The sequence below is a fragment of the Streptomyces sp. CWNU-52B genome, assembly GCF_047444975.1.
GTDB lineage: Bacteria > Actinomycetota > Actinomycetes > Streptomycetales > Streptomycetaceae > Streptomyces.
In genome coordinates, this window is record NZ_JBLFJV010000050.1 from 1 (window position 1) to 20,170 (window position 20,170).

Below are 20,170 nucleotides of genomic sequence, written 5' to 3' on the forward strand. Positions count from 1 at the left end.
ACGGACGCTTCCTTTGTACTCACCCTCTCGGGCTTTCCTCCGGGCGCTTCCCTTCGTGTTCCCAAACTCTATCAGTCATTTTCCGTCTCTCTGACCACGGTTCTGCGGACATGCAGAACCAGACCCCGAGATAGGATCTGACAAGTTGGGTGCTGCCAGGCCAGGACGCACAGATGCGTCACTCGGCCTCAAGCAGGAGTACGACAGTACACGGCGCCCGGGAGCGGGCGCAAATCGTTTGTGCTGTGCGGCTACGGCCGCCAACCGGGTCCTCTCACGCGGAACCGTCACTTCTCATGACTTACGCTGCTCAACAGTGCGCCGTCCGGTACAGGCAGTGACGGCCCATATGAATCCCCGCCCCCGGGAGGCTTCCCATGACCACCGTGACGTCCCCTCTTGCAGGACGCGCCATCGGACTCACCGCAGTACCCGATCCGGTCTTCTCCGGGGCCATGGTGGGCCCCGGTACCGCGATCGACCCCGTCAGGGAGGCCTCGGAAGCCGTCGCGCCCATCGACGGTGTCGTCGTCTCCCTCCATCCCCACGCCTTCGTCGTCGTCGACAGCGAGGGCCATGGAGTGCTGACGCACCTGGGCATCGACACCGTTCAACTCAACGGCGAGGGTTTCGAGCTGCTCGTCAACAAGGGGGACACCGTGCGCCGCGGGCAGTCCGTGGTGCGCTGGGACCCGGCCGCCGTCGAAGCGGCCGGCAAGTCCCCCATCTGCCCCGTCGTGGCTCTCGAGGCCACCGCCGAGGCCCTCTCCGAGGTCAGCGTCGACGGCGAGGTCAAGGCGGGCGACGCTCTCTTCAACTGGCACTGACCTCACCGCCGTCGGTGACGGCAGGCACGGCACGACATCACGGCGGCACGGCCCGCCGCTCTATCGGAGACGGGTGACATGGAGACAACGCTGCGAGGCGTCGGCGTGAGCCACGGTGTGGCGATCGGCGAGGTTCGGCACATGGGAACGGCGGTGCTGGAACCGCCGGCCAAGCAGATACCGGTGCAGGACGCGGAGCGCGAACAGGGGCGCGCCCACAAGGCCGTGGAAGCCGTGGCGGCCGACCTCATGGCACGCGGCAACCTGGCCGGCGGCGAGGCCCAGGCCGTTCTCGAGGCCCAGGCCCTGATGGCTCAGGACCCGGAGCTCATGGCCGACGTCGAGCGACGTATCGCCGTCGGGAGCACCGCGGAGCGCGGGGTGTACGACGCCTTCGCCGCGTACCGGGCGCTCCTGGCGAACGCCGGTGACTACCTCGCGGGGCGGGTGGCCGACCTCGACGACGTGCGGAACCGTATCGTCGCGCGGCTGCTCGGTGTTCCGATGCCCGGTGTGCCCGACAGCGACGAGCCGTACGTCCTGGTCGCCCGTGACCTCGCGCCGGCCGACACGGCCCTGCTCGACCCGGCGCTCGTCCTCGGTTTCGTCACCGAGGAGGGCGGACCGACGAGCCACAGCGCGATCCTGGCACGGGCTCTCGGTGTACCCGCCGTGGTGGCGCTGCCCGGAGCCGGTGAGCTGGCCGAGGGCACGATGGTCGCCGTGAACGGCGGTACCGGTGAGATCTTCGTGAACCCGAGCGCGGAGAAGAAGGCCGAGCTGGAGGCCGCGGCCGCCGCGCGCAAGGCGGCGCTCGCCGCGTCGAGCGGGCCCGGTGCCACCTCCGACGGGCACAAGGTTCCGCTGCTGGCCAATATCGGTGGCCCCGCCGACCTTCCGGCGGCGGTCGAGGCCGGTGCCGAGGGCGTGGGCCTGTTCCGCACCGAGTTCCTCTTCCTCGACGACAGCAAGAACGCGCCGTCCGAGGAGAAGCAGGTCGAGGCGTACCGCAAGGTGCTGGAGGCCTTCCCCGAGGGGCGGGTCGTGGTGCGCGTGCTCGACGCGGGCGCCGACAAGCCCCTCGACTTCCTGACGCCGGCCGACGAGCCGAACCCCGCACTGGGCGTGCGTGGTCTGCGGTCGCTGCTCGACCACCCCGACGTACTGCGTACCCAGCTGACGGCGCTGTCGAAGGCTGCCGAGGGACTGCCCGTCCACCTCGAGGTCATGGCGCCGATGGTCGCGGACCGTGCGGACGCCAAGGCGTTCGCCGACGCCTGCCGCGAGGCCGGTCTGCGGGCGAAGTTCGGCGCCATGGTCGAGATTCCCTCGGCCTCCCTGCGGGCGCGCTCGATCCTGAAGGAGGTCGAGTTCCTGTCGCTGGGCACCAATGACCTCGCGCAGTACACCTTCGCCGCCGACCGCCAGGTGGGGGCCGTGTCCCGGCTCCAGGATCCGTGGCAGCCCGCGCTGCTCGACCTGGTCGCGATGTCCGCCGAGGCGGCCCGCGCCGAGGACAAGAGCTGTGGCGTCTGCGGCGAAGCCGCTTCGGACCCGCTGCTCGCGTGTGTGCTGACCGGTCTGGGTGTCACCTCTCTTTCGATGGGTGCGGCGTCGATCCCCTACGTCCGCGCGACGTTGGCCAAGTACACGCTGGCCCAGTGCGAGCGGGCCGCGGCGGCCGCGCGCGCCTGTGACAGCGCCGAGGAGGCGCGCACGGCGGTGCAGGCGGTGCTGTCCGGCGAGTGACCGTGGTGATCGAGGGGCGCTCCACCGAAGGGTGGGGCGCCCTTCGCGTCGTCAGTGCGTGTGCGCCGTCGTGTGCCCGTCGTCGCCCAGGTCCGGTGGCGCGCAGTAGTCGACGCCCGGTTCCGGGGAGACGAGGTCGCCGGACTCGGCGTCCGTGCAGTAGGCGTCGAAGACCTCTCCGGCGGTGAGGGGTTCCAGTGCCTCGCCCCGCAGTCGCCAGCCGTAGACGCGGTCGGTCGTGTGGGAGGTGCTGGTGCGCATGACGAGGCCGCCCGCGCTCCGGGTGGCGATACCGGCGGCGAGGACCGTGGTGAATTCCATGGCCTCGGACTCGTCCAGGCGCGGTGTTCCGTGGTCGTCGTCGGTGCGCAGGACGGCCACGAGTGCCTCGGGCTCGGTGGAGACGCTGCACACGAGGTGCCGCTCGCCCGGACCCGACACCTCCAGGACGCGGACGAGCAGCTCGTACGCCCGTACGAAGGCCGCTCGGCCGATGTCCTCGCCGCAGGAGGCGCAGCGGCCGATGCGGGTCAGGAGCGTGTTCGCGTACTCCCAGGTGGCCCGGCGGACGGCCTCGTCGACGAGGTGGGGGACGAGGGCGTCGAGCGGCTGGCCCTCGTAGGGGACGGTCGCGCCTGTCGTGGCGAGCTCGGCCGTGAAGCGCGTGCGGCTGGACGCGGTGTCGGGGGCCAGCCCGTGCTCCGCGCAGTACTCCGCGTACTCCTCTGGGTCGAAGAGGGCCACCGTGGTGTGGCCGCCCTGGGAGGCGAGGGTCCGGAGCAGGCCTTCCACCTGCTGGAGATAGGTCGCGTGGTCGTCGTAGCCGAAGGTGCGGTAGCGCCGCCGCATCGCGGTGAAGTCCTGCTCGTCGGTCAGCAGGCCGATGGTTCCGGCGATTTCGCGGCGCAGGTCGCGTCGCATGGTCTGGTGCCGGCCGTGTGTCATCTTTCCCCCTGTGTGCAGGCAGCGATCAATGCTCACTCACCGTAACCGGCGGCACTGACAACGCCTCTCGGAGGCCGGGCGCGGGACGGTCAGGCGCGGTCGCGGGCCAGCTTTTCGTAGAAGTGCAGCAGGTCGAGGTCGTCGACGGAGCCGGGGTTGACCGCCTTGTCGAGGGGGGTGCCCTGGAGCAGGCGTTTGACCGGGACCTCGATGCGCTTGCCGGTCAGGGTGTGGGGCACGCCGGGTACTTCGATGACCTCGTCGGGGATGTGGCGTGGTGAGAGCTGTTCCCGGATGGTCTGCTTGATGCGGCCGAGGAGCGCCTCGTCGAGTACGGCGCCCGGGGCGAGGTGGACGAAGAGCGGCATCCAGTAGCCGCCGTCGGGCTGTTCGACGCCGATGACCAGTGACTCGCGGATCTCCGGAAGGCGTTCGACCGCCTCGTAGATGTCGGCCGACCCCATGCGTACGCCCTGGCGGTTGAGCGTGGAGTCCGAGCGGCCGTGGATGACGACGGAGCCGCGCGAGGTGACGGTGATCCAGTCGCCGTGCCGCCACACGCCGGGGTACGTGTCGAAGTAGCTGTCGTGGTAGCGGCTGCCGTCGGGGTCGTTCCAGAACCGGATCGGCATGGACGGCATGGGGCTGGTGACGACGAGTTCGCCGACCTCGTCGGTGACGGTTTTGCCGCTCGGGTCCCAGGACTGGAGGTCGGTGCCCAGGCCCGGGGCCTGGAGTTCACCGATGTGCACGGGGAGGGTGGGCACCGCTCCCGCGAAGCAGGAGCACACGTCGGTGCCGCCGCTCACGGAGGCGATCCACAGGTCGTCGCCCACCTCGTCGTGCAGCCAGCGGAATCCGTCGGGCGGCAGGGGTGAGCCCGTGGTCGCGACGCACCGGACCTGCGAGAGGTCGAAGTCGCGGGAGGGGTGGACGTCCGCCTTGCGGCAGGCCATGACGTACGCCGCCGAGGTGCCGTACAGGGTGGCGCCGGTGCGTTCGGCGACGCGCCACTGGGCGCCGATGTCCGGATGGCCGGGGCTGCCGTCGTAGAGGACGATCGTGGTGCCCGTCAGGAGGCCGGAGACGAGGAAGTTCCACATCATCCAGCCGGTGGACGTGTACCAGAAGAAGCGGTCCCCTGGCCCCAGGTCGCAGTGCAGGCCGAGCTGTTTGAGGTGCTCGACGAGGATGCCGCCCTGGGACTGGACGATGGCCTTGGGCAGGCCGGTCGTGCCGGAGGAGTAGAGCACCCACAGGGGGTGGCCGAAAGGCACCTGCTCGTAGACGGGTGCGACGTCCGACGAGGTGAGGGCGGACCATTCCAGGGTGCCTTCGGGGGCCTCGGTGCCGAGCAGCGGGATGTGGACGACGGCGCGCAGGGTGGGCAGTTCGCGGCGCAGTTCGGCGACGGTGTCCCGGCGGTCGTGCTCCTTGCCCCCGTAGCGGTAGCCGTCGACCGCGAAGAGGACGACGGGCTCGACCTGCTGGAAGCGGTCGAGGACGCTGCGGGCGCCGAAGTCCGGGGCGCAGGACGTCCACACTCCGCCGACCGCGGCGGTGGCGAGGAGTGCGACCACGGCCTGCGGGACGTTGGGGACGTACCCGCTGACGCGGTCTCCCGGGCGTACGCCGAGGGTACGCAGTTCGGCGGCCAGGGAGCCGACCTGTCGGCGTAGTTCGGCCCAGCTGACGGGGCGGGGTTCGTGGGTCTCGTCGACGTACAGGAGGGCCGGTTCGTCCGGCCTGCTGTCGGCCGCCCGCAGGGCGTGCTCGGTGTAGTTGAGGGTGGCTCCGGGGAACCACTGGGCCCCGGGCATGGAGCGGTCGCCCAGCACGCGCGCGTAGGGGGTGGAGAACCGTACGTCGAACCAGTCGGTGACGGCTTTCCAGAACGTGTCCAGTTCGTCCACGGACCAGCGGTGCAGGGCCGCGTAGCCGCCCGTGGCCGGGGCTCCGTGGTGCTCGGCGGCCCAGGCCTGGAACCGGGTGATCTGTGCCCGGTCGATGCGTTCTCGGTCGGGCTGCCAGAGCGGCGAGGGGTTCGAAGAGGTCATGGGTCGGCTCCCGGACTGCGCGCGTCGTGTACGTGTACCGCGCACGGACTTGGGTGTGCGCGTCACGCGGCTGAGACGGACGATGCCATGTGATCGACTTCCGCACCAGGGTTGGGCCCAGATGGTCCGGCTCGTGAACATGTGCTCGTGCAGTGAGTGAACGGAAGTTGAACGACGCGTTCATGGGGCCATTCGGGTGGCAGGCTGAGCAGCATGAACGGTCGTGACCTGGTGCGTTCCATGAAAGTGATCGGTTCGGCGGGGGCGGCCCAGCGCTTGCTCACCGTGCGGGCCGCGTGGCGCAGGAGGCGTACCGACGCCGCGGGGCTGCCGGCGCGGGGCGCCGAGCGCGCGCGGGTTCCCGGGCCCGTGCTGTCGGTGGAGCCCGCTCCCGGCGGCGGGCTCGTCCGGTTCGCCCGGTCCTTGCTGCGGATCACCGTCATGGCCAACGGAGCCGTCTTCTGGGGCTGGGACGGAGCGGGACCCGAGCCGTCGTACGCGCTCGCGGACGGCACTCCCGAACCGGACCCGCGGGCCGTGCTCGAACCGGACAAGGACGGTGCCTGGCGGCTGGTCGCGGAGCGGATGACGGTGATCGTCTCCCGGTACGGCGCCGTGGAGGTGCGCACCCCGGGCGGGGTGAGTCTGCGGCGTGAGCTGCCGCCTCGGTGGTGGGAGCCGGCCGACGGCGGCGGCCGGGCCCGGTGGATGCAGCGGTCCGAAGTGGCCGCGGACGCGCGTTTCTTCGGCCTCGGCGGGCGCGCGTCGGGGCTGCGGCTGCGCGACGGGACGTACCGGCTGTGGAACACCGATCCCGGGCGCGCCTTCGGCCCCGGTGACGACCCGCTGTACCTCACCATGCCGGTGCAGATGGTGGTGGCCGACGCGGCCACGCACCTGGTGTTCCACGACAGTTCCTGGGACGGCGCCGTGACCCTGCGCGAGGGTGAGGAGGGCGCCGGGTCCGGACACGACCGGGCCGGGGCGAGCGAGCTGCGCATGGACGGCGGGCCGCTGCGCTGCTGGGTGACGGTGGGCTCTCCCGCGCGCGTGCTGCAGACCTGGGCGTCCTTGACCGGTGCCGCGGCGCTGCCGCCGGCCTGGGCCCTGGGGCACCATCACGCGCGGTGGGGTTTCGGGAGCGAGCAGGAGGTGCGGCGGATCGTGGGCGGGTACCACGAGCGCGGGCTGCCGCTGGACGCCGTGCACCTCGACATCGACCACTTCGACGCGCACCGGGTGTTCACCGTCGACCGGGACCGCTTCCCGAAGCTGCCGGTGCTCGCGGAGGAGCTGCGCAGGGACGGCATCCGGCTGGTGTCGATCGTGGATCCGGCGGTCGGGGCCGAGCCGGGGAACGCCGTGTACGACAGCGGGAGCGCCGAGGACGCCTTCGTGCGGGACTCCGCCGGAGAGGTCGTGCGCGGGGTGGCCTGGCCGGGCGAGGTGGTCTATCCGGACTTCACGCGCGCGCGTACGCGCCGGTGGTGGGGCGGCCTCTACGAGGAGCGGCTCGCGCAGGGGTTCGCCGGCTTCTGGCACGACATGAACGAACCCGTGTCCTTCACCGCCTTCGGCGAGACCACGCTGCCCCGTTCGGCACGGCACGACCTGGAGGGCCGCGGGGGCGACCATCGTGAGGCGCACAACGTGTACGCGCTCGGCATGGCCCGAGCGGCCCACGAGGGTCTGCGCGAACTGGCTCCCCAGGAGCGGCCCTTCCTGTTCTCGCGGTCGGGCTGGGCCGGAACGCAGCGCTACGGGGGGACCTGGTCCGGGGACGTGGCCACGGGGTGGCCCGGCTTACGGGCGTCCCTGTCGCTGGTGATGGGGCTCGGTCTGTGCGGGGTGCCGTACTCGGGGCCCGACGTGGGCGGTTTCGACGGGAGCCCCTCCCCCGAGCTGTATCTGCGGTGGTTCCAGCTGGGCGCGTACCTGCCGCTGTTCCGTACGCACGCGAGTCTGCGGGCGGGGCGCAGGGAGCCCTGGGAGTTCGGTGACGAGGTCCTCGGGCACGCGCGCGTGGCGCTCGTCGAGCGGCGCCGGCTGCTGCCGTACTTCATCACGCTGGCGGCCCTGGCACGGCGTACGGGCGCGCCGTACGTGCGGCCGCTGTGGTGGGGCGCTCCGGAGGACAGGGCCCTGCGTGACTGCGAGGACGCCTTCCTGCTCGGTGACTGTCTCCTGGTGGCTCCGGTGCTGGATCCGGGCACGGACCGGCGTGCGGTCCGGCTGCCGCGGGGCCGCTGGTACGACGCGGTGACCGAGGAGGCGTACGAGGGGCCCGGACAGGTGCTGATCGACGCGCCCTTGTCACGGATTCCGGTACTGGTCCGCGCGGGCGCCGTGCTGCCCGTACGCGGCGACGACGGATCTCTGGAGCTTGAGGTGTGGGCGCCCGCCCACGGACGCACCGGAGGCGGACTGGTGGCCACCGACTCCGGGGACGGCCGGCAGGAGCCGGAGATCCAGCGCTATGTGACGCGCCGGCAGGGGGAGCGTGTGGTCGTGGAGCGGGAGGGTGAGGGCGGACCGGGCGAGCCGCCTCTTCCTCCCGTACGCGTCCGAGGGCTGGGGCCGGGCCTGGGGTCCGACGGCTGAACCGCGAGGGGCTCGGCGCACGAGGGCCCGCCCGCTGACGGATCAGCGGGCGGGCCCTTTCGCGCGGGTCCTCGCGAGGGACCCCTCAGACGTACCGGGCGTCAGACGTACCGGCCGTCGAACCACGCCTTGGCCGCCATGGTGTGCAGCGGGAAGGCGAGTTCGGTCGCTCTGCGCAGCAGGTGCCAGCCCTCCGTCTCGTCCGTCGCGGCGGACGGCGGCAGCTCCGTCACGGGACGCTCCGGGAGCGCGCCGAAGAGCAGCAGGTGACCGTCGGGGGAGCTCAGCGCGTCGACCAGCCGTACGTCTCGGCCGGCCGCGACGATGCCCGTCTCCTCCTTGAGTTCACGGACGACGGCCTGGCGCCAGTCCTCCCTGTGGTCGATGAATCCTCCGGGAAGGGCCACTCCCCCGCGCGCGGGTTCGATGGTCCGGGTGATGACGACCAGGGCCGCGCCCTGGGTGTCGTACACGGGCTGCAGGGCCACCGCGACCGGCAGCGGGTTGCGGTGGGCCACGTCGCCGCAGGCGGCGCACGTACGGGGCCAGCCGGAGTCGCCTTCTCCGTAGGGTGCGCCGCAACTCGAACAGTGGCTGCCCGGAGCGGAGTTGGCGGAAGGGATCTGGGATGGAGACACGCCCGGGACTGTATCCGATGATCACAAGGAGGTTTTGACCGACCGTCCTACTGTGACGTGACGGACATGGCAAGGGAGTCCGCCGACACCGGGAAGTCGAAGTAGGTGTCGGGGTACGCCTCACTTCCAAGAGTGAAATGCCACCACTCCTCGGCGAGGTTCACGAGTCCGAGACCCTCGAGGGTGTCCTTCAGGAGCAGCCTGTTGACGCGCTGCTGCCCCCGCACGCGCGGGTCGAGCGTGTGCGACAGGGTGTCGAAGCAGTCGTAACCCGTACCCATGTCCACGGAGTTGTCCGGGAAGCGCTCGGACCGGGGCCCGAAGCAGGGCGTGAGGGGCTCTCCGGGGACGTACGGCCGGGTCGGCGTCGCCGGGAGCTTCACGAGGGTGAGGTCCATGGTCGAGCCCCGGCTGTGACCGGACTTCTCGGCGATGTAACCGTCCTCGAACAGACGGGTCTTGTCGACGTTCGGGTAGAACTCGCCCTTCATGCCCTGGTCGTCGAGGTCCTCGGCCCAGCGGACGAAGTGGTCGACGGCGCGCTGGGGCCGGTAGCAGTCGTACACCTTCAGGGAGTAGCCCCGGGCCCGCAGTTGCCGCTGGGCCTTGTGGAGGGCCTCGGCGGCGGGCCGGGTGAGGATGCAGAGCGGTTGCCGGTAGCCGTCGACGGGCTCGCCCACGAAGTTGTGCGGGGTGAGGTAGCGGATCTCCTGGATGATCGTGCGGTCCACGGACGCGAGGGCCACGAAGTCCTCGGGGGCCTTGGGCCCGGTGGCCGCTCCCGCGGTGGCGGACGTGGCGGAGGTGGCCGTGACGGCGAGCAGGGCGGCGAACACGGTGACGAGCGAGCGTGCCGCTGTGGTGAATCGGGTCATGACCCATGCGTCTATCAGGCGCGGGTTCCCCGAGGGAAGTGATCGGATACAGTCCGCGCGCCCCGCCGCCGGCCGGACCGGGCCGGGGAGGGAGGGGGATCTGGGTGATTCCGGGCGAGGGACGGCCGGAGCCACCCCCGTGGGCCCCGGCCGTCCCTACCGATGGTCGGACGCACTGCGGGCCCCGGCGGTTCTCCGCCGCGCGCTCGCTCCGAGCCCCTGCCCAATCGGCGTGGCCCGTGGCAGACTTCTGACGGTCCGTCAGATCCAGTGCCGTGGAGGGAACGTGTCACGTACTCGCACACCCGTGGTCGCCGGCTGGTTCGCCGGTGAGGGGGACGACTTCCGCCTCCTCGGCACGCGCTGCTCGCTCTGCGCGTCCGTGTTCTTCCCCCGGGAGGACGCCTTCTGCCGCAATCCGGGTTGCCCGGGCGGCGAACTGGAAGAGGTGCCGCTGTCGAGACGGGGCCGTGTCTGGTCGTACACCGACAGCCGGTACCGGCCGCCGTCACCGTACGTGTCCGATCCGGAACTCGCATGGCGGCCCTACGCGTTGGTCGCTGTGGAGCTGGAGTCCGAACGCCTCGTGGTGCTCGGGCAGACGGCTCCCGGGGTCCGTACCGCCGATCTGGCGGTGGGCATGGAGGTGGAAGCGGTCCCTGGCGTGCTCGACGAGGACGCGGAGACGACCTGGACCACCTGGCACTGGCGGCCGACGGGGGTGCGGGCATGACGGGGGACGTGGCGGTGCTCGGCGCGGGCATGCACCCCTGGGGCAAGTGGGGGCGGGGATTCGTCGAGTACGGGACGGTCGCGGCGCGCGAGGCGCTGTCCGACGCGGGCCTCGACTGGCGGCAGGTCGGCTCGATCGTCGGCGCGGACACGGTCCGCGGCGGCTACCCCGGGTACGTGGCGGGGGCGACGTTCGCCAAGGCGCTGGGCTGGCAGGGCGCCCGGGTCGCGAGCGTGTACGCGGCGTGCGCGTCGGGGGCGCAGGCCGTCGACACGGCGCGGGCGCAGATCCTGGCGGGTCTCGCGGACGTGGTGCTCGTGGTGGGAGCGGACGCCGCGCCGAAGGGGTTCTTCCGGCCCGCGGGCGGGGACCGGCACGATGATCCGGACTGGCTGCGGTTCCGTGTCCTGGGGGCGACGAATCCGACGTACTTCGGGTTGTACGCGCGTCGGCGGATGGCGGTCCACGGGGACACCGTGGAGGACTTCGGCCAGGTCAAGGTGAAGAACGCGGCCATGGGGGCGCTGAATCCGTACGCCCGCTACCGCAAGCGGGTCACGGCCGAGGAGGTAGCCGCGTCGGCCGTGGTCGCCGATCCGCTGCGGCTGCTCGACATCTGCGCGACCTCGGACGGCGCGGCGGCGCTGGTGCTGTCCAGCATGGAGTTCGCCCGTCGGCACGGGGCCCCGGATCCGGTGCGGATCCGCGCGGTGTCCACGGTGACTCCCCGCTATCCCAACACCGTGCTCGACCTGCCCGACATCGCGACGGACTCGGCGGTCGCGGCGGAGCCGGCCGCCGACACGTTCCGCGTGTCGATCGCGCGGGCCGCGTACGAGGAGGCGGGGATCGGTCCGCGGGACCTCTCGCTCGCCGAGGTCTACGACCTGTCCACGGCCCTGGAGCTGCAGTGGTACGAGGATCTGGGGCTGTGCGGCGAGGGCGAGGGGGCCAAGCTGCTGCGGGACGGCACGACTGCGCTGGGCGGCCGCACACCGGTCAACGTCAGCGGTGGGCTGGCCTCGTTCGGTGAGGCCGTGCCCGCACAGGCCATCGCCCAGGTCTGCGAGCTGACGTGGCAGTTGCGCGGTACGGCGGGTGACCGGCAGGTCGCGGGGGCCCGGGTGGGAGTCACCGCGAACCAGGGACTGTTCGGGCACGGATCGTCCGTGATCGCCGTCAGATGAGACGGCGGGCGCACGGGCGGGCACCGGCCCGGCCCCGGCAACCGTTCCAGCCCGCGACCTTGACGCTCCCACAGCGCCGGTGAACACTTCCGGTGTCAGTCGGCATCGTCGCGTTCCGGCCTGTTCAGGCACTGCGTCGCGCGGGTCCTCGCCCGCGCCGGCAGGGGCTCCCCCACGGGCGATTCGACTACCACGGCACGCTCGTCACGGACGCCGGGCGGGGCGCGGGACCTCCCTGCCTTCGGCTGAAGCACCCATGGGAACGCACCCTGCACGATGGCCGGGGCGAACCGCCCCGGGCCTGGCCTAGGAGCCGCCATGAGCAACGGAGACATCTTCGTCGGTGAGGTCATCGGCACAGCGATTCTGATCCTCTTCGGCGCCGGCGTGGTCGCCGCCGTCGTCCTCAACTACTCCAAGGCCAAGGACGCCGGCTGGGTCGTCATCGCCTTCGGCTGGGGCTTCGGCGTGATGGCCGGCGCCTACACCGCCGCGCCGCTGTCCGGCGGGCACCTCAACCCCGCGGTGACCATCGGTATCGCGATCGACACCGGGGACTGGGACCAGGTCCACATCTACGTCGCGGGGCAGATGGTCGGCGCGTTCCTCGGCGCGGTGCTCTGCTGGCTCGTCTACTACGCGCAGTTCCAGGCCAACGCCGACGACAAGATCGCGCAGCCGACGCTCGGGATCTTCTCCACCGCGCCCGAGATCCGCAATCCCGTGGCGAACCTGGTCACCGAGATCATCGCGACCGTCGGTCTGGTCCTGCCGATCCTCGCCTTCGGGCTCACGGAGGGGCTCGGCCAGTCCGGCACCGGTGTCCTGGTCGTCTCGTTCCTGGTGGTCGGCATCGGCCTGTCGCTCGGCGGTCCGACGGGGTACGCCATCAACCCGGCCCGTGACCTGGGTCCGCGCATCGCCCACGCCGTCCTGCCGATCCCCAACAAGGGCACCTCGGACTGGAGCTACGCGTGGATCCCGGTGGCGGGGCCGTTGATCGGCGGGGCGCTGTCCGGGCTGATCTTCAACGCGGCCTTCTGACCGGGCCGTTGACCGACCCGGTTCTCCCACGCGCTTCTCCCCCATGCCTCTCCCCCCGTGACCTTTCCACGCGACCTTTCCACGCGACCTTCCGCAGAATCCGACGAAGGGGACGCCATGCCGGACAAGTTCGTCGCCGCGATCGACCAGGGCACCACGTCGAGCCGCTGCATCGTCTTCAACCAGGACGGCGCGATCGTCGCCGTCGACCAGCGTGAGCACCGCCAGATCTTTCCCAAGCCCGGCTGGGTGGAGCACGACGCCACCGAGATCTGGTCGAAGGTGCAGGCCGTGGTCGCGGGCGCGATCGCGAAGGCCGGGCTCCGCGCCGACCAGCTCAGCGCGCTGGGCATCACCAACCAGCGCGAGACGACGGTCCTGTGGGACCGCGCCACCGGCAAGCCCGTGCACAACGCGATCGTCTGGCAGGACACCCGTACCTCGGCGCTCTGCAACGAACTCGGCGGCGCGGACGGGCAGGACCGGTTCCGTGAGCAGACCGGGCTGCCGCTGGCCAGCTACTTCTCCGGGCCCAAGGCGGCCTGGCTGCTCGACAACGTGCCGGGGCTGCGGGCCCGCGCCGAGCGCGGCGAGATCGCCTTCGGCACGATCGACTCCTGGCTGATCTGGAACCTGACCGGCGGCACGGACGGCGGCCGGCACGTCACCGACGTCACCAACGCAGGCCGCACCATGCTGATGAACCTGGAGACCCTGGAGTGGGACCCGTCCATCCTCTCCGCGATGAACGTCCCCGAGGCGGTCCTCCCCGAGATCAAGTCCTCGTCCGAGGTGTACGGGACCGCCGTGGGCCAGCTCGCCGGGGTCCCGGTGGCGTCCGCGCTGGGCGACCAGCAGGCCGCGGTGTTCGGGCAGGCCTGCTACGACGTGGGCACCGCCAAGAACACGTACGGGACGGGCAGTTTCCTGCTGCTCAACACCGGGAACCGGCCCGTGCCCTCGAAGAACGGCCTGTTGACGACCATGGGGTACAAGATCGGCACAGAGGCACCGGTCTACTGCCTGGAGGGGTCCATCGCGATCACCGGCGCGCTGGTGCAGTGGTTCCGCGACCAGCTCGGCATCATCCGTACCGCCGACGAGATCGAGACCCTGGCGGCCAGCGTCGACGACAACGGCGGCGCGTACATCGTGCCCGCGTTCTCGGGGCTCTTCGCGCCCTACTGGCGCTCCGACGCACGCGGAGTCGTCACCGGTCTCACCCGGTACGTCACGAAGGGGCACCTGGCGCGGGCCGTCCTCGAGGCGACGAGCTGGCAGACGCGTGAGGTCGTGGACGCCATGTTCCAGGACTCCGGGGTGCACATCACGACCCTGAAGGTGGACGGCGGCATGACCAAGAACAACCTGCTCATGCAGCACCAGGCCGATGTGCTCGACGTGCCGGTGATCCGCCCGAAGGTCTCCGAGACGACCTGTCTGGGCGCGGCGTACGCGGCCGGCCTGGCGACCGGGGTGTGGAACGACCTCGACGAGCTGAAGTCGCACTGGCAGAAGGACGTCGAGTGGACCCCCTCCATGGAGGCGTCGGTCCGTGACGCCGAGTACCACAACTGGCGCAGGGCGGTGGAGAAGAGCTTCGGCTGGCACGAGGACGGCGCGAGCTGAGCGGACCGCGGCCCGTACCCCGGTCGGCGGGGGTGCGGGCCGCCCCAGGAAGCGTCAGGTGGTGAGGGTGCGGCGGCCGTCGGACGCGTACACCATCGCGTGCTGGACGACCTCGATGAGTACCTGCTTGACCGACTCCCGGCCGCGCGCGTCGCACAGGACCACGGGGACCGCGGGATCGAGGTCGAGGGCCTGGCGGACGTCCTCGACGGGGTAACGGGAGGCGCCCTCGAAGCAGTTGACACCCACCACGAAGGGTATGGAGCGCCGCTCGAAGTAGTCGACCGCCGCGAAGCAGTCCTCCAGGCGACGGGTGTCGGCGAGCACGACGGCTCCCAGGGCGCCGGTGGCGAGCTCGTCCCAGAGGAACCAGAAGCGGTCCTGGCCCGGTGTGCCGAAGACGTACAGCACGAGGTCCTCGCGGAGCGTGATGCGGCCGAAGTCCATGGCGACCGTGGTGGTGTGCTTGCCCTCCACACCGCTGGTGTCGTCCACGGGACGGCCGGCCTCGGTCAGCAGTTCCTCGGTGCGCAGCGGCTTGATCTCGCTGACGGCGCCGACCAGGGTGGTCTTGCCCACGCCGAAGCCGCCCGCCACGAGGATCTTGAGAGTGACGGGCTCGACCGGTGCCTTGCCGCGTTCAGTGCGCCCGAAGATCATCGATCTCTTCTCCTGCTTCAGTGGTGTCACGTGCTTCGGTGGTACCGCGTGCTTCGGAGACGACGCATGTTACGGCGCTCCCGGGCGCGCCGCCCCACTGTTGGTGACCTCCGTCCGCGGGCCCGGCCCGCCCGCCGGCCCCGGCTGCCCGCGTCGGCGGCACCCGTGGTTCACAGGGCCCGCAGGCCGCTGATCACATCGCGCAGGATGCTCTCGTCCGGCAGTTCCGCCGGGGGCACCGGACGCGTCACACGGACCAGTTCGTCCTCCGCCAGGTCGCCTATGAGGACGCGTACGACCCCGATGGGCAGGTCGAGTTCCGCGGCGAGTTCGGCGACCGACTGGGGGGCGTCACGGCAGAGCTCGACGATGTCCACGTGCTCCGGGGACAGGGAGCGGTCCGCCTCGGGGTCGTCGGCGAACTCCGTCGTCACCACCACCGCGATCAGGTCGAGGCGGTGCTGGCCCGGACTGGTCGTACGGCCGCGCGTCATGGCATACGGACGGACCACGGGTCCGGCCTCGTCGTCGAACCAGTGGGGTGTCCCCTGACCGTCTCCGCTCATGCCATCCCACTACCCGCCCGAGGAGACTTCGGTGCGCGGGGCGGCCGCGAGATGCACGCCGACCCTCTTCACCAGAAGGGTCATCTCGTACGCGACCTGCCCGACGTCGGAGTCGGCGTCCGAGAGGACGGCGAGGCAGCTGCCGTCACCTGCCGCCGTGACGAACAGGAACGCCTCGTCCAGTTCGACGACGGTCTGCCGGACGCTGCCCGCGTCGAAGTGCCGGCCGACGCCCTTGGCGAGGCTGTGGAATCCGGAGGCGACAGCGGCCAGGTGTTCGCTGTCCTCCCTCGTCAGATCGGTGGAGACCCCCGTGGGGAGGCCGTCTCCGGAGAGCACGAGTGCTTTGCGGATGCTGGCGACACGCGCCACCAGGTCGTCGAGGAGCCAGTTGAGTTCCCCCGTCGCCATGGTGGTCGTGGTGTGGCCGGCGGCGTTCGGTGCGGTCATCGGCCGTCTCCCTTAGTCGTTCCTGGTGCTGTGCCGTCCGGGGTCTCGTCCCCCACGGCGTTCTCCTCGCGGCCGCGCTGCCAGCCGCGCTGGAGCGAGGCCATACGGCTGCGTACTTCGTCGGCGTCACGCTCCGTCGGGTCCGTCGTACGGGCCGGGTCGCGCGTGGTGCGCCGGTCGGGGTCTTCCTTGAGCTGCGGGGCCAGATTGGCCTGGCGTACCCGGCGGGGCAGCGCGCGGGTGCCGCCCGGGGCGGCCTGGTTCCCGGGACGGGCACCGCCTTGTCCGATCCCGCTCTGCTCGCTCCCGCTCTGCCCGATCCCGCTGGGTCCGGTCCCTCGACGCGAACCGCGCTGGGGCAGGGCCGGGGCGTCCACGTCCCCGCCTTCTTCGCCTGACGGTCCGCGCGTGACCGGTCCGTCGGGCTCGGCCGTCCCGTCCTGCGTACCGACGCGCCGGCCGGGGCGGTCCGCGGGCCGGTCGCCCGTCGCGCCCCTGCGGGCGGCGAGCGAGTCCTCGGTCCCCAGGTGTGCCGGTCCCCGCCTGACACCCCTCGACCGCTTCGGCAGCTCTTCGAGGACGCCGGAGCCCTCGGGCGTCTCCTGGGCCGGCCGGGGCAGCTCCGTCACGTCGCCGGACTCCGCGTGGTCCGTCGCTGCGTCGCGCCGCGACGTGGTCCGGGGCACGGGGCGGCCGTGGGAGCTGACGAGCTTGGGAGCCCGGCGGCCCGCCAGTCGGGCCTCGGCCCGATCGTCGCCTTCGGTGGGGCGTGACGGCTCGCGTGTCTCGTCCCCCGCGGATCCCGGTGACCCCGCGGGCCCGGCGGACCCGGCGACGGAGCGGCGCGGGCGGAAGATGCCGCCGCGTTCGTTGTCCTCGTCGTCGAGGGCGCCGGGGAAGCCCTCGAAGGCGTCCAGGTCGACGGGCGCCTCCAGCTCGACCGGTCCGTCGAGGATCGACGTGGACAGGCCGGGCAGCGAGACCGGCACCTGGGACAGGGCGGCCCTGCGGCCCTCGTCGGCCTCGCTCCTGGAGCTCTTCGCGCCCTTGGCGGGAAGGGCCCGGTCGAGCCGGAACCCGACGCCGTTGGTGTCGGGCACGTCGTCCGAAAGCAGCGCGTCGGGCACGAAGACCACCGCGGTCGTCCCGCCGTACGGGGAAGGCTGGAGGGAGACGCGTACGTTCTGCCGCTGGGCCAGCCGGCTGACCACGAAGAGCCCGAGCCGGTCGGTGTCCGACAGCTCGAACTCGGGGGTCTCGGCGAGGCGCAAGTTGGCGTCGAGGAGCGCCTCGGCGGCCATCCCGAGGCCGCGGTCGTGGATCTCCAGGGTGAAGCCGTTGGCGACGCGCTCACCGAGCACCTGTACGGCCGTGTGCGGCGGCGAGAACACCGTGGCGTTCTCCAGGAGTTCGGCCACGAGGTGGGTGAGGTCGGCGACGGCGGACCCGGTGACGGCCATCCGCGGCAGCCGCCTGACCTCGATGCGCTCGTAGTCCTCGACCTCGGCGACGGCCGCGCGTACGACGTCCATCAGCTGGACCGGCTTGCGCCACTGCCGGGAGGGGGCCGCTCCGGAGAGGATGACCAGGCCCTCCGCGTGCCGGCGCATACGGGTCGTGAGGTGGTCGAGGCGGAAGAGGTCGGCGAGTTCGTCCGTGTCCTCGGTCCTGCGCTCCATCGTGTCGAGCAGGGTGAGCTGCTTGTGCAGCAGGACCTGGCTGCGGCGGGCGAGGTTCACGAACACCTCGGCGACGCCGCTGCGCAGTTCGGACTGCTTGACCGCGGCCTCGACCGCCGACCGCTGGAGGCTGTTGAGCGCCTGGCTGACCTCGCCGATCTCGTTCTTCTCGTACTCCAGGCGCGGGACCTCGGTCTCCACGTCGACGTGTTCGCCCGCGGAGAGGCGGCGCATCACGCTGGGCAGCCGGACCCCGGCGGTCTCGTGGGCCTCCTGGCGGAGCCGGCGCAGGTCGCGGATGAGGCCGCGGCCGATGCGTACCGACATGAAGAGGGACACCAGCACCGCGGCCAGGCCCAGTACGCCGGCGATGGCGGCCTTGACGATGACACCGACCGCGACGGGGCGGACCCGGTCCTGGAAGCGGTCGCCCGCCTGGGCGTCGAGCTTGTCGAGGCCGTCGAGGACCTCGTCGGCGAGGCCGTCCCAGCTCTTCGCCGTGACTCCGCGGGGGTTGCCCGGCGCGGAGGCGAGAACGGACTGCTCGGCCACCCTCAGGGGCGCGGTCGACGCGTTCTTCCAGTAGCGCTCGTAGCGGACGCGCTCGGCGGAGGGCAGCTGCGGCAGGTTGATCTCGTACATGAGCGTGCGCTGGGCGACGAGATCGGAGATGTCGAGGGCCTCCATGCGGGTGACCTTGCCGACGACGAGCGCGGAGCCGAGCAGGGCGTCCTCGCGGGCGAGCAGTTCACGGGCGCGCGACGTGTTGACGAGGGCACGGCCCTCCTTGTCCACGCCGACGTCGTCGAGGACCTGGAGGTTGGCCAGGAGGATGTAACAGGGGTCCACCAGGCGGTTGTAGAGGTCGAGGGCCTGGGCGCGGGTGACCGTGTTGTCCTCGACGCTCTGGCGCAGCGACCCGACACCGTCGAAGGCGTCCAGGATCGCGGTGAGGCGCTCGGCGGAGTCCGAACCCATCTCGTCCCGCACGTCGCCGTCCCGGGCGTTCCGGCGGATCTTCGACACGGCCTCGTCGGTGGCGGTGCGGGTACGGCGCAGATCGGTCAGGGCGTCGGAGGTCCGGGGGTCCGCGAGATAGACGAGGGTCTGGCGGCGCTCGTCCTGGAGCACGCTGATGACGTCCTCGGTGGGATAGCCGATCTCCTGGACGACGAACGTCGTGTCGAACAGCCGGTTGACCTCGCGCCCGGTCAGCACGGTGGCGAAGCCCCAGATCCCGGTCAGGGAAACCAGCGGCACGAGAAGCAGCGCCACGATCTTCCGGCGGATGGACTTCCCGCGAAAGCGCATGGCCTCCCCCAGCTCGGCCCCCGCGGAACGGGGGCACACATGTACGTCAACAAACGGCGTGAGCCTACTACCGACGCACGGGTATCTCGAAGACCCGTCCGGGCGGACCCCGCACCCATCGGGAACAGGACATCCGCAGTTGTCCGTTCATTGGGGGAGATTGCCTCCCGGGTTCCGACGCGGGACAACGGATGTGATGTGGTCCGCGCCTCTCGTCAGTTGGCTGAAATTCTCCGGTTGTCGGGAATCTTCGGCTTACGTCGAGCGTCTGTCTGTATGGAAGTTGGAGGCGGAATCGGCTGCAGGTGCCGTATGCCGCGCCCAGGCGGCGTAAAACATCGCAAGCCGGGCAGTCGATGGGGAGACCGGAGTCTCGTGACTTTGGAGCGAGCGGCTGTCGGGCGGTGGGGAGTGACAAGTTGATGGGCACGGCGGAGCGATACGGGACACCGGGGACGGGCGTTTCGGCGATCGCGGAGGCGGAGCGGGAGTCGCGGTCCCCTCGTCGCGGCATTCCGGCCGATATTCCGGCGAGGGACACCGCGGCGAGGACGGAGCGTGTGACGGAGCCCGGGACAGCACCTGTGGGGGAAGCCGGCGGGGAGCCCGCGGCGGAGCGGGAGAGCGGGGCGGATCTCTGGCCTGCCCTCCCGGCGGCCGGAGACACCGAGGACTTCGAGGATGCCGGAGAGCGGTTCGGCGCCGGGACCGAGGGCCGGGTGCGCTACCGGCCGCTGTGGGTCGAGGAGCCCGCGGACAGGCGTCGGCTGCCCGATCCCGTTCGGACGGCCGCGGTGCGGGCCGTGATCATCATCGCGGTCACCCTGATCCAGGCGATGGTCGCCTTCCTGTGCACGCTGGCCGGCTCCTGGCTCGCGTTCCCCATGGTGCTGAGCAGTGTGGCGAGCACGGTGGTGGCCACCTGGGGCGCGCTGGACGTCTGGGTGACCCGCCAGGTGTGGAACCAGCGCTACGGCGTGGTGTCGGAGCCGAGCAGCACCGCCCGCGCCCTGCGGCGTGAGCGGCGCAAGGCCCGGCGCCAGGAGCGGACGGCGGAGCGGGCCAAGGAGCGGATACGCCGCCGTGGGGGCGGCGCGGGACAGTTGTCGCACTCCTGAGGTGAGGCGTGGAGGGCTGCGGCTCGGCCCGGCCGGCGTGGCGAGGCCGCTCCGCGGGTGCGCCGAAGGGGCTCCTTCCAGAGGAGTGCCCGGCTGCTCTG

The 20,170-nt window shown here is 71.5% G+C and carries 16 protein-coding genes; 8 read left to right on the forward strand and 8 right to left on the reverse strand.

What is annotated here, in order from left to right; translation table 11 throughout:
* Positions 1–377: 377 nt before the first annotated feature.
* On the forward strand, positions 378–827 hold the full coding sequence (locus tag ACLVWQ_RS32855; RefSeq protein WP_414112885.1) for a PTS glucose transporter subunit IIA: 450 nt from the start codon (positions 378–380) through the stop codon (positions 825–827).
* A 78-nt stretch (positions 828–905) separates the two neighbouring features.
* Complete coding sequence (gene ptsP / locus ACLVWQ_RS32860; RefSeq protein ID WP_414112886.1) at positions 906–2,576, forward strand: phosphoenolpyruvate--protein phosphotransferase; 1,671 nt, start codon at positions 906–908, stop codon at positions 2,574–2,576.
* 51 nt (positions 2,577–2,627) lie between these two features.
* Here the strand turns inward: ptsP and ACLVWQ_RS32865 are convergent, their stop codons facing one another.
* On the reverse strand, positions 2,628–3,521 hold the full coding sequence (locus tag ACLVWQ_RS32865; RefSeq protein ID WP_414112887.1) for a hypothetical protein: 894 nt from the start codon (positions 3,519–3,521) through the stop codon (positions 2,628–2,630).
* Positions 3,522–3,610: 89 nt separating this feature from the next.
* Positions 3,611–5,578 (reverse strand): acetoacetate--CoA ligase, encoded by a 1,968-nt coding sequence (locus ACLVWQ_RS32870; RefSeq protein ID WP_414112888.1) that lies wholly within the window; start codon positions 5,576–5,578, stop codon positions 3,611–3,613.
* Between the two features lie 213 nt (positions 5,579–5,791).
* Here ACLVWQ_RS32870 and ACLVWQ_RS32875 point away from each other — a divergent pair, with 213 nt between their 5' ends.
* The gene (locus ACLVWQ_RS32875; protein ID WP_414112889.1) at positions 5,792–8,179 is read left to right on the forward strand and encodes a TIM-barrel domain-containing protein; all 2,388 of its coding nucleotides are present in this window, start codon (positions 5,792–5,794) and stop codon (positions 8,177–8,179) included.
* Positions 8,180–8,280: 101 nt separating this feature from the next.
* On the opposite strand, the gene ACLVWQ_RS32880 is transcribed toward ACLVWQ_RS32875, so the two are convergent.
* Both ACLVWQ_RS32880 and ACLVWQ_RS32885 read right to left on the reverse strand, forming a co-directional pair.
* A complete protein-coding gene (locus ACLVWQ_RS32880; RefSeq protein ID WP_414112890.1) occupies positions 8,281–8,817 on the reverse strand; it encodes an NUDIX domain-containing protein in 537 nt (178 codons plus the stop codon).
* A 47-nt stretch (positions 8,818–8,864) separates the two neighbouring features.
* Positions 8,865–9,692: a M15 family metallopeptidase gene (locus tag ACLVWQ_RS32885; RefSeq protein WP_414112891.1), complete on the reverse strand. Its 828-nt coding sequence runs from the start codon at positions 9,690–9,692 to the stop codon at positions 8,865–8,867.
* Between the two features lie 307 nt (positions 9,693–9,999).
* On the opposite strand from ACLVWQ_RS32885, the gene ACLVWQ_RS32890 reads away from it, so the two are divergent.
* The 4 genes from ACLVWQ_RS32890 to glpK all read left to right on the forward strand — a co-directional run bounded on the left by ACLVWQ_RS32890 (position 10,000) and on the right by glpK (position 14,285).
* Positions 10,000–10,425: a Zn-ribbon domain-containing OB-fold protein gene (locus ACLVWQ_RS32890; protein WP_414113322.1), complete on the forward strand. Its 426-nt coding sequence runs from the start codon at positions 10,000–10,002 to the stop codon at positions 10,423–10,425.
* Positions 10,422–11,612, forward strand: coding sequence for a lipid-transfer protein (locus ACLVWQ_RS32895; protein WP_414112892.1), 1,191 nt, complete (start codon positions 10,422–10,424; stop codon positions 11,610–11,612). The genes ACLVWQ_RS32890 and ACLVWQ_RS32895 overlap by 4 nt, the downstream gene beginning before the upstream one ends.
* Positions 11,613–11,930: 318 nt before the next feature.
* Entirely contained in the window at positions 11,931–12,656 is a 726-nt protein-coding gene (locus ACLVWQ_RS32900) for an MIP/aquaporin family protein (RefSeq protein ID WP_414112893.1), read from the forward strand.
* A 117-nt stretch (positions 12,657–12,773) separates the two neighbouring features.
* Positions 12,774–14,285 (forward strand): glycerol kinase GlpK, encoded by a 1,512-nt coding sequence (glpK, locus tag ACLVWQ_RS32905; protein ID WP_414112894.1) that lies wholly within the window; start codon positions 12,774–12,776, stop codon positions 14,283–14,285.
* Positions 14,286–14,339: 54 nt separating this feature from the next.
* On the opposite strand, the gene ACLVWQ_RS32910 is transcribed toward glpK, so the two are convergent.
* The 4 genes from ACLVWQ_RS32910 to ACLVWQ_RS32925 form a co-directional block, all read right to left on the reverse strand.
* The gene (locus ACLVWQ_RS32910) at positions 14,340–14,945 is read right to left on the reverse strand and encodes a GTP-binding protein (protein ID WP_414113323.1); all 606 of its coding nucleotides are present in this window, start codon (positions 14,943–14,945) and stop codon (positions 14,340–14,342) included.
* 170 nt (positions 14,946–15,115) lie between these two features.
* Complete coding sequence (locus tag ACLVWQ_RS32915) at positions 15,116–15,511, reverse strand: DUF742 domain-containing protein (RefSeq protein ID WP_414112895.1); 396 nt, start codon at positions 15,509–15,511, stop codon at positions 15,116–15,118.
* Positions 15,512–15,520: 9 nt separating this feature from the next.
* A complete protein-coding gene (locus ACLVWQ_RS32920) occupies positions 15,521–15,961 on the reverse strand; it encodes a roadblock/LC7 domain-containing protein (protein ID WP_414112896.1) in 441 nt (146 codons plus the stop codon).
* Positions 15,958–18,951 carry a nitrate- and nitrite sensing domain-containing protein gene (locus ACLVWQ_RS32925; protein ID WP_414112897.1) on the reverse strand — a complete coding sequence of 998 codons (2,994 nt, stop codon included), beginning with the start codon at positions 18,949–18,951 and terminating at the stop codon, positions 15,958–15,960. Before ACLVWQ_RS32925 ends, ACLVWQ_RS32920 begins: the two co-directional genes overlap by 4 nt.
* 422 nt (positions 18,952–19,373) lie before the next feature.
* On the opposite strand from ACLVWQ_RS32925, the gene ACLVWQ_RS32930 reads away from it, so the two are divergent.
* Positions 19,374–20,069, forward strand: coding sequence for a hypothetical protein (locus ACLVWQ_RS32930; RefSeq protein WP_414112898.1), 696 nt, complete (start codon positions 19,374–19,376; stop codon positions 20,067–20,069).
* The last annotated feature ends 101 nt before the right edge of the window (positions 20,070–20,170 follow it).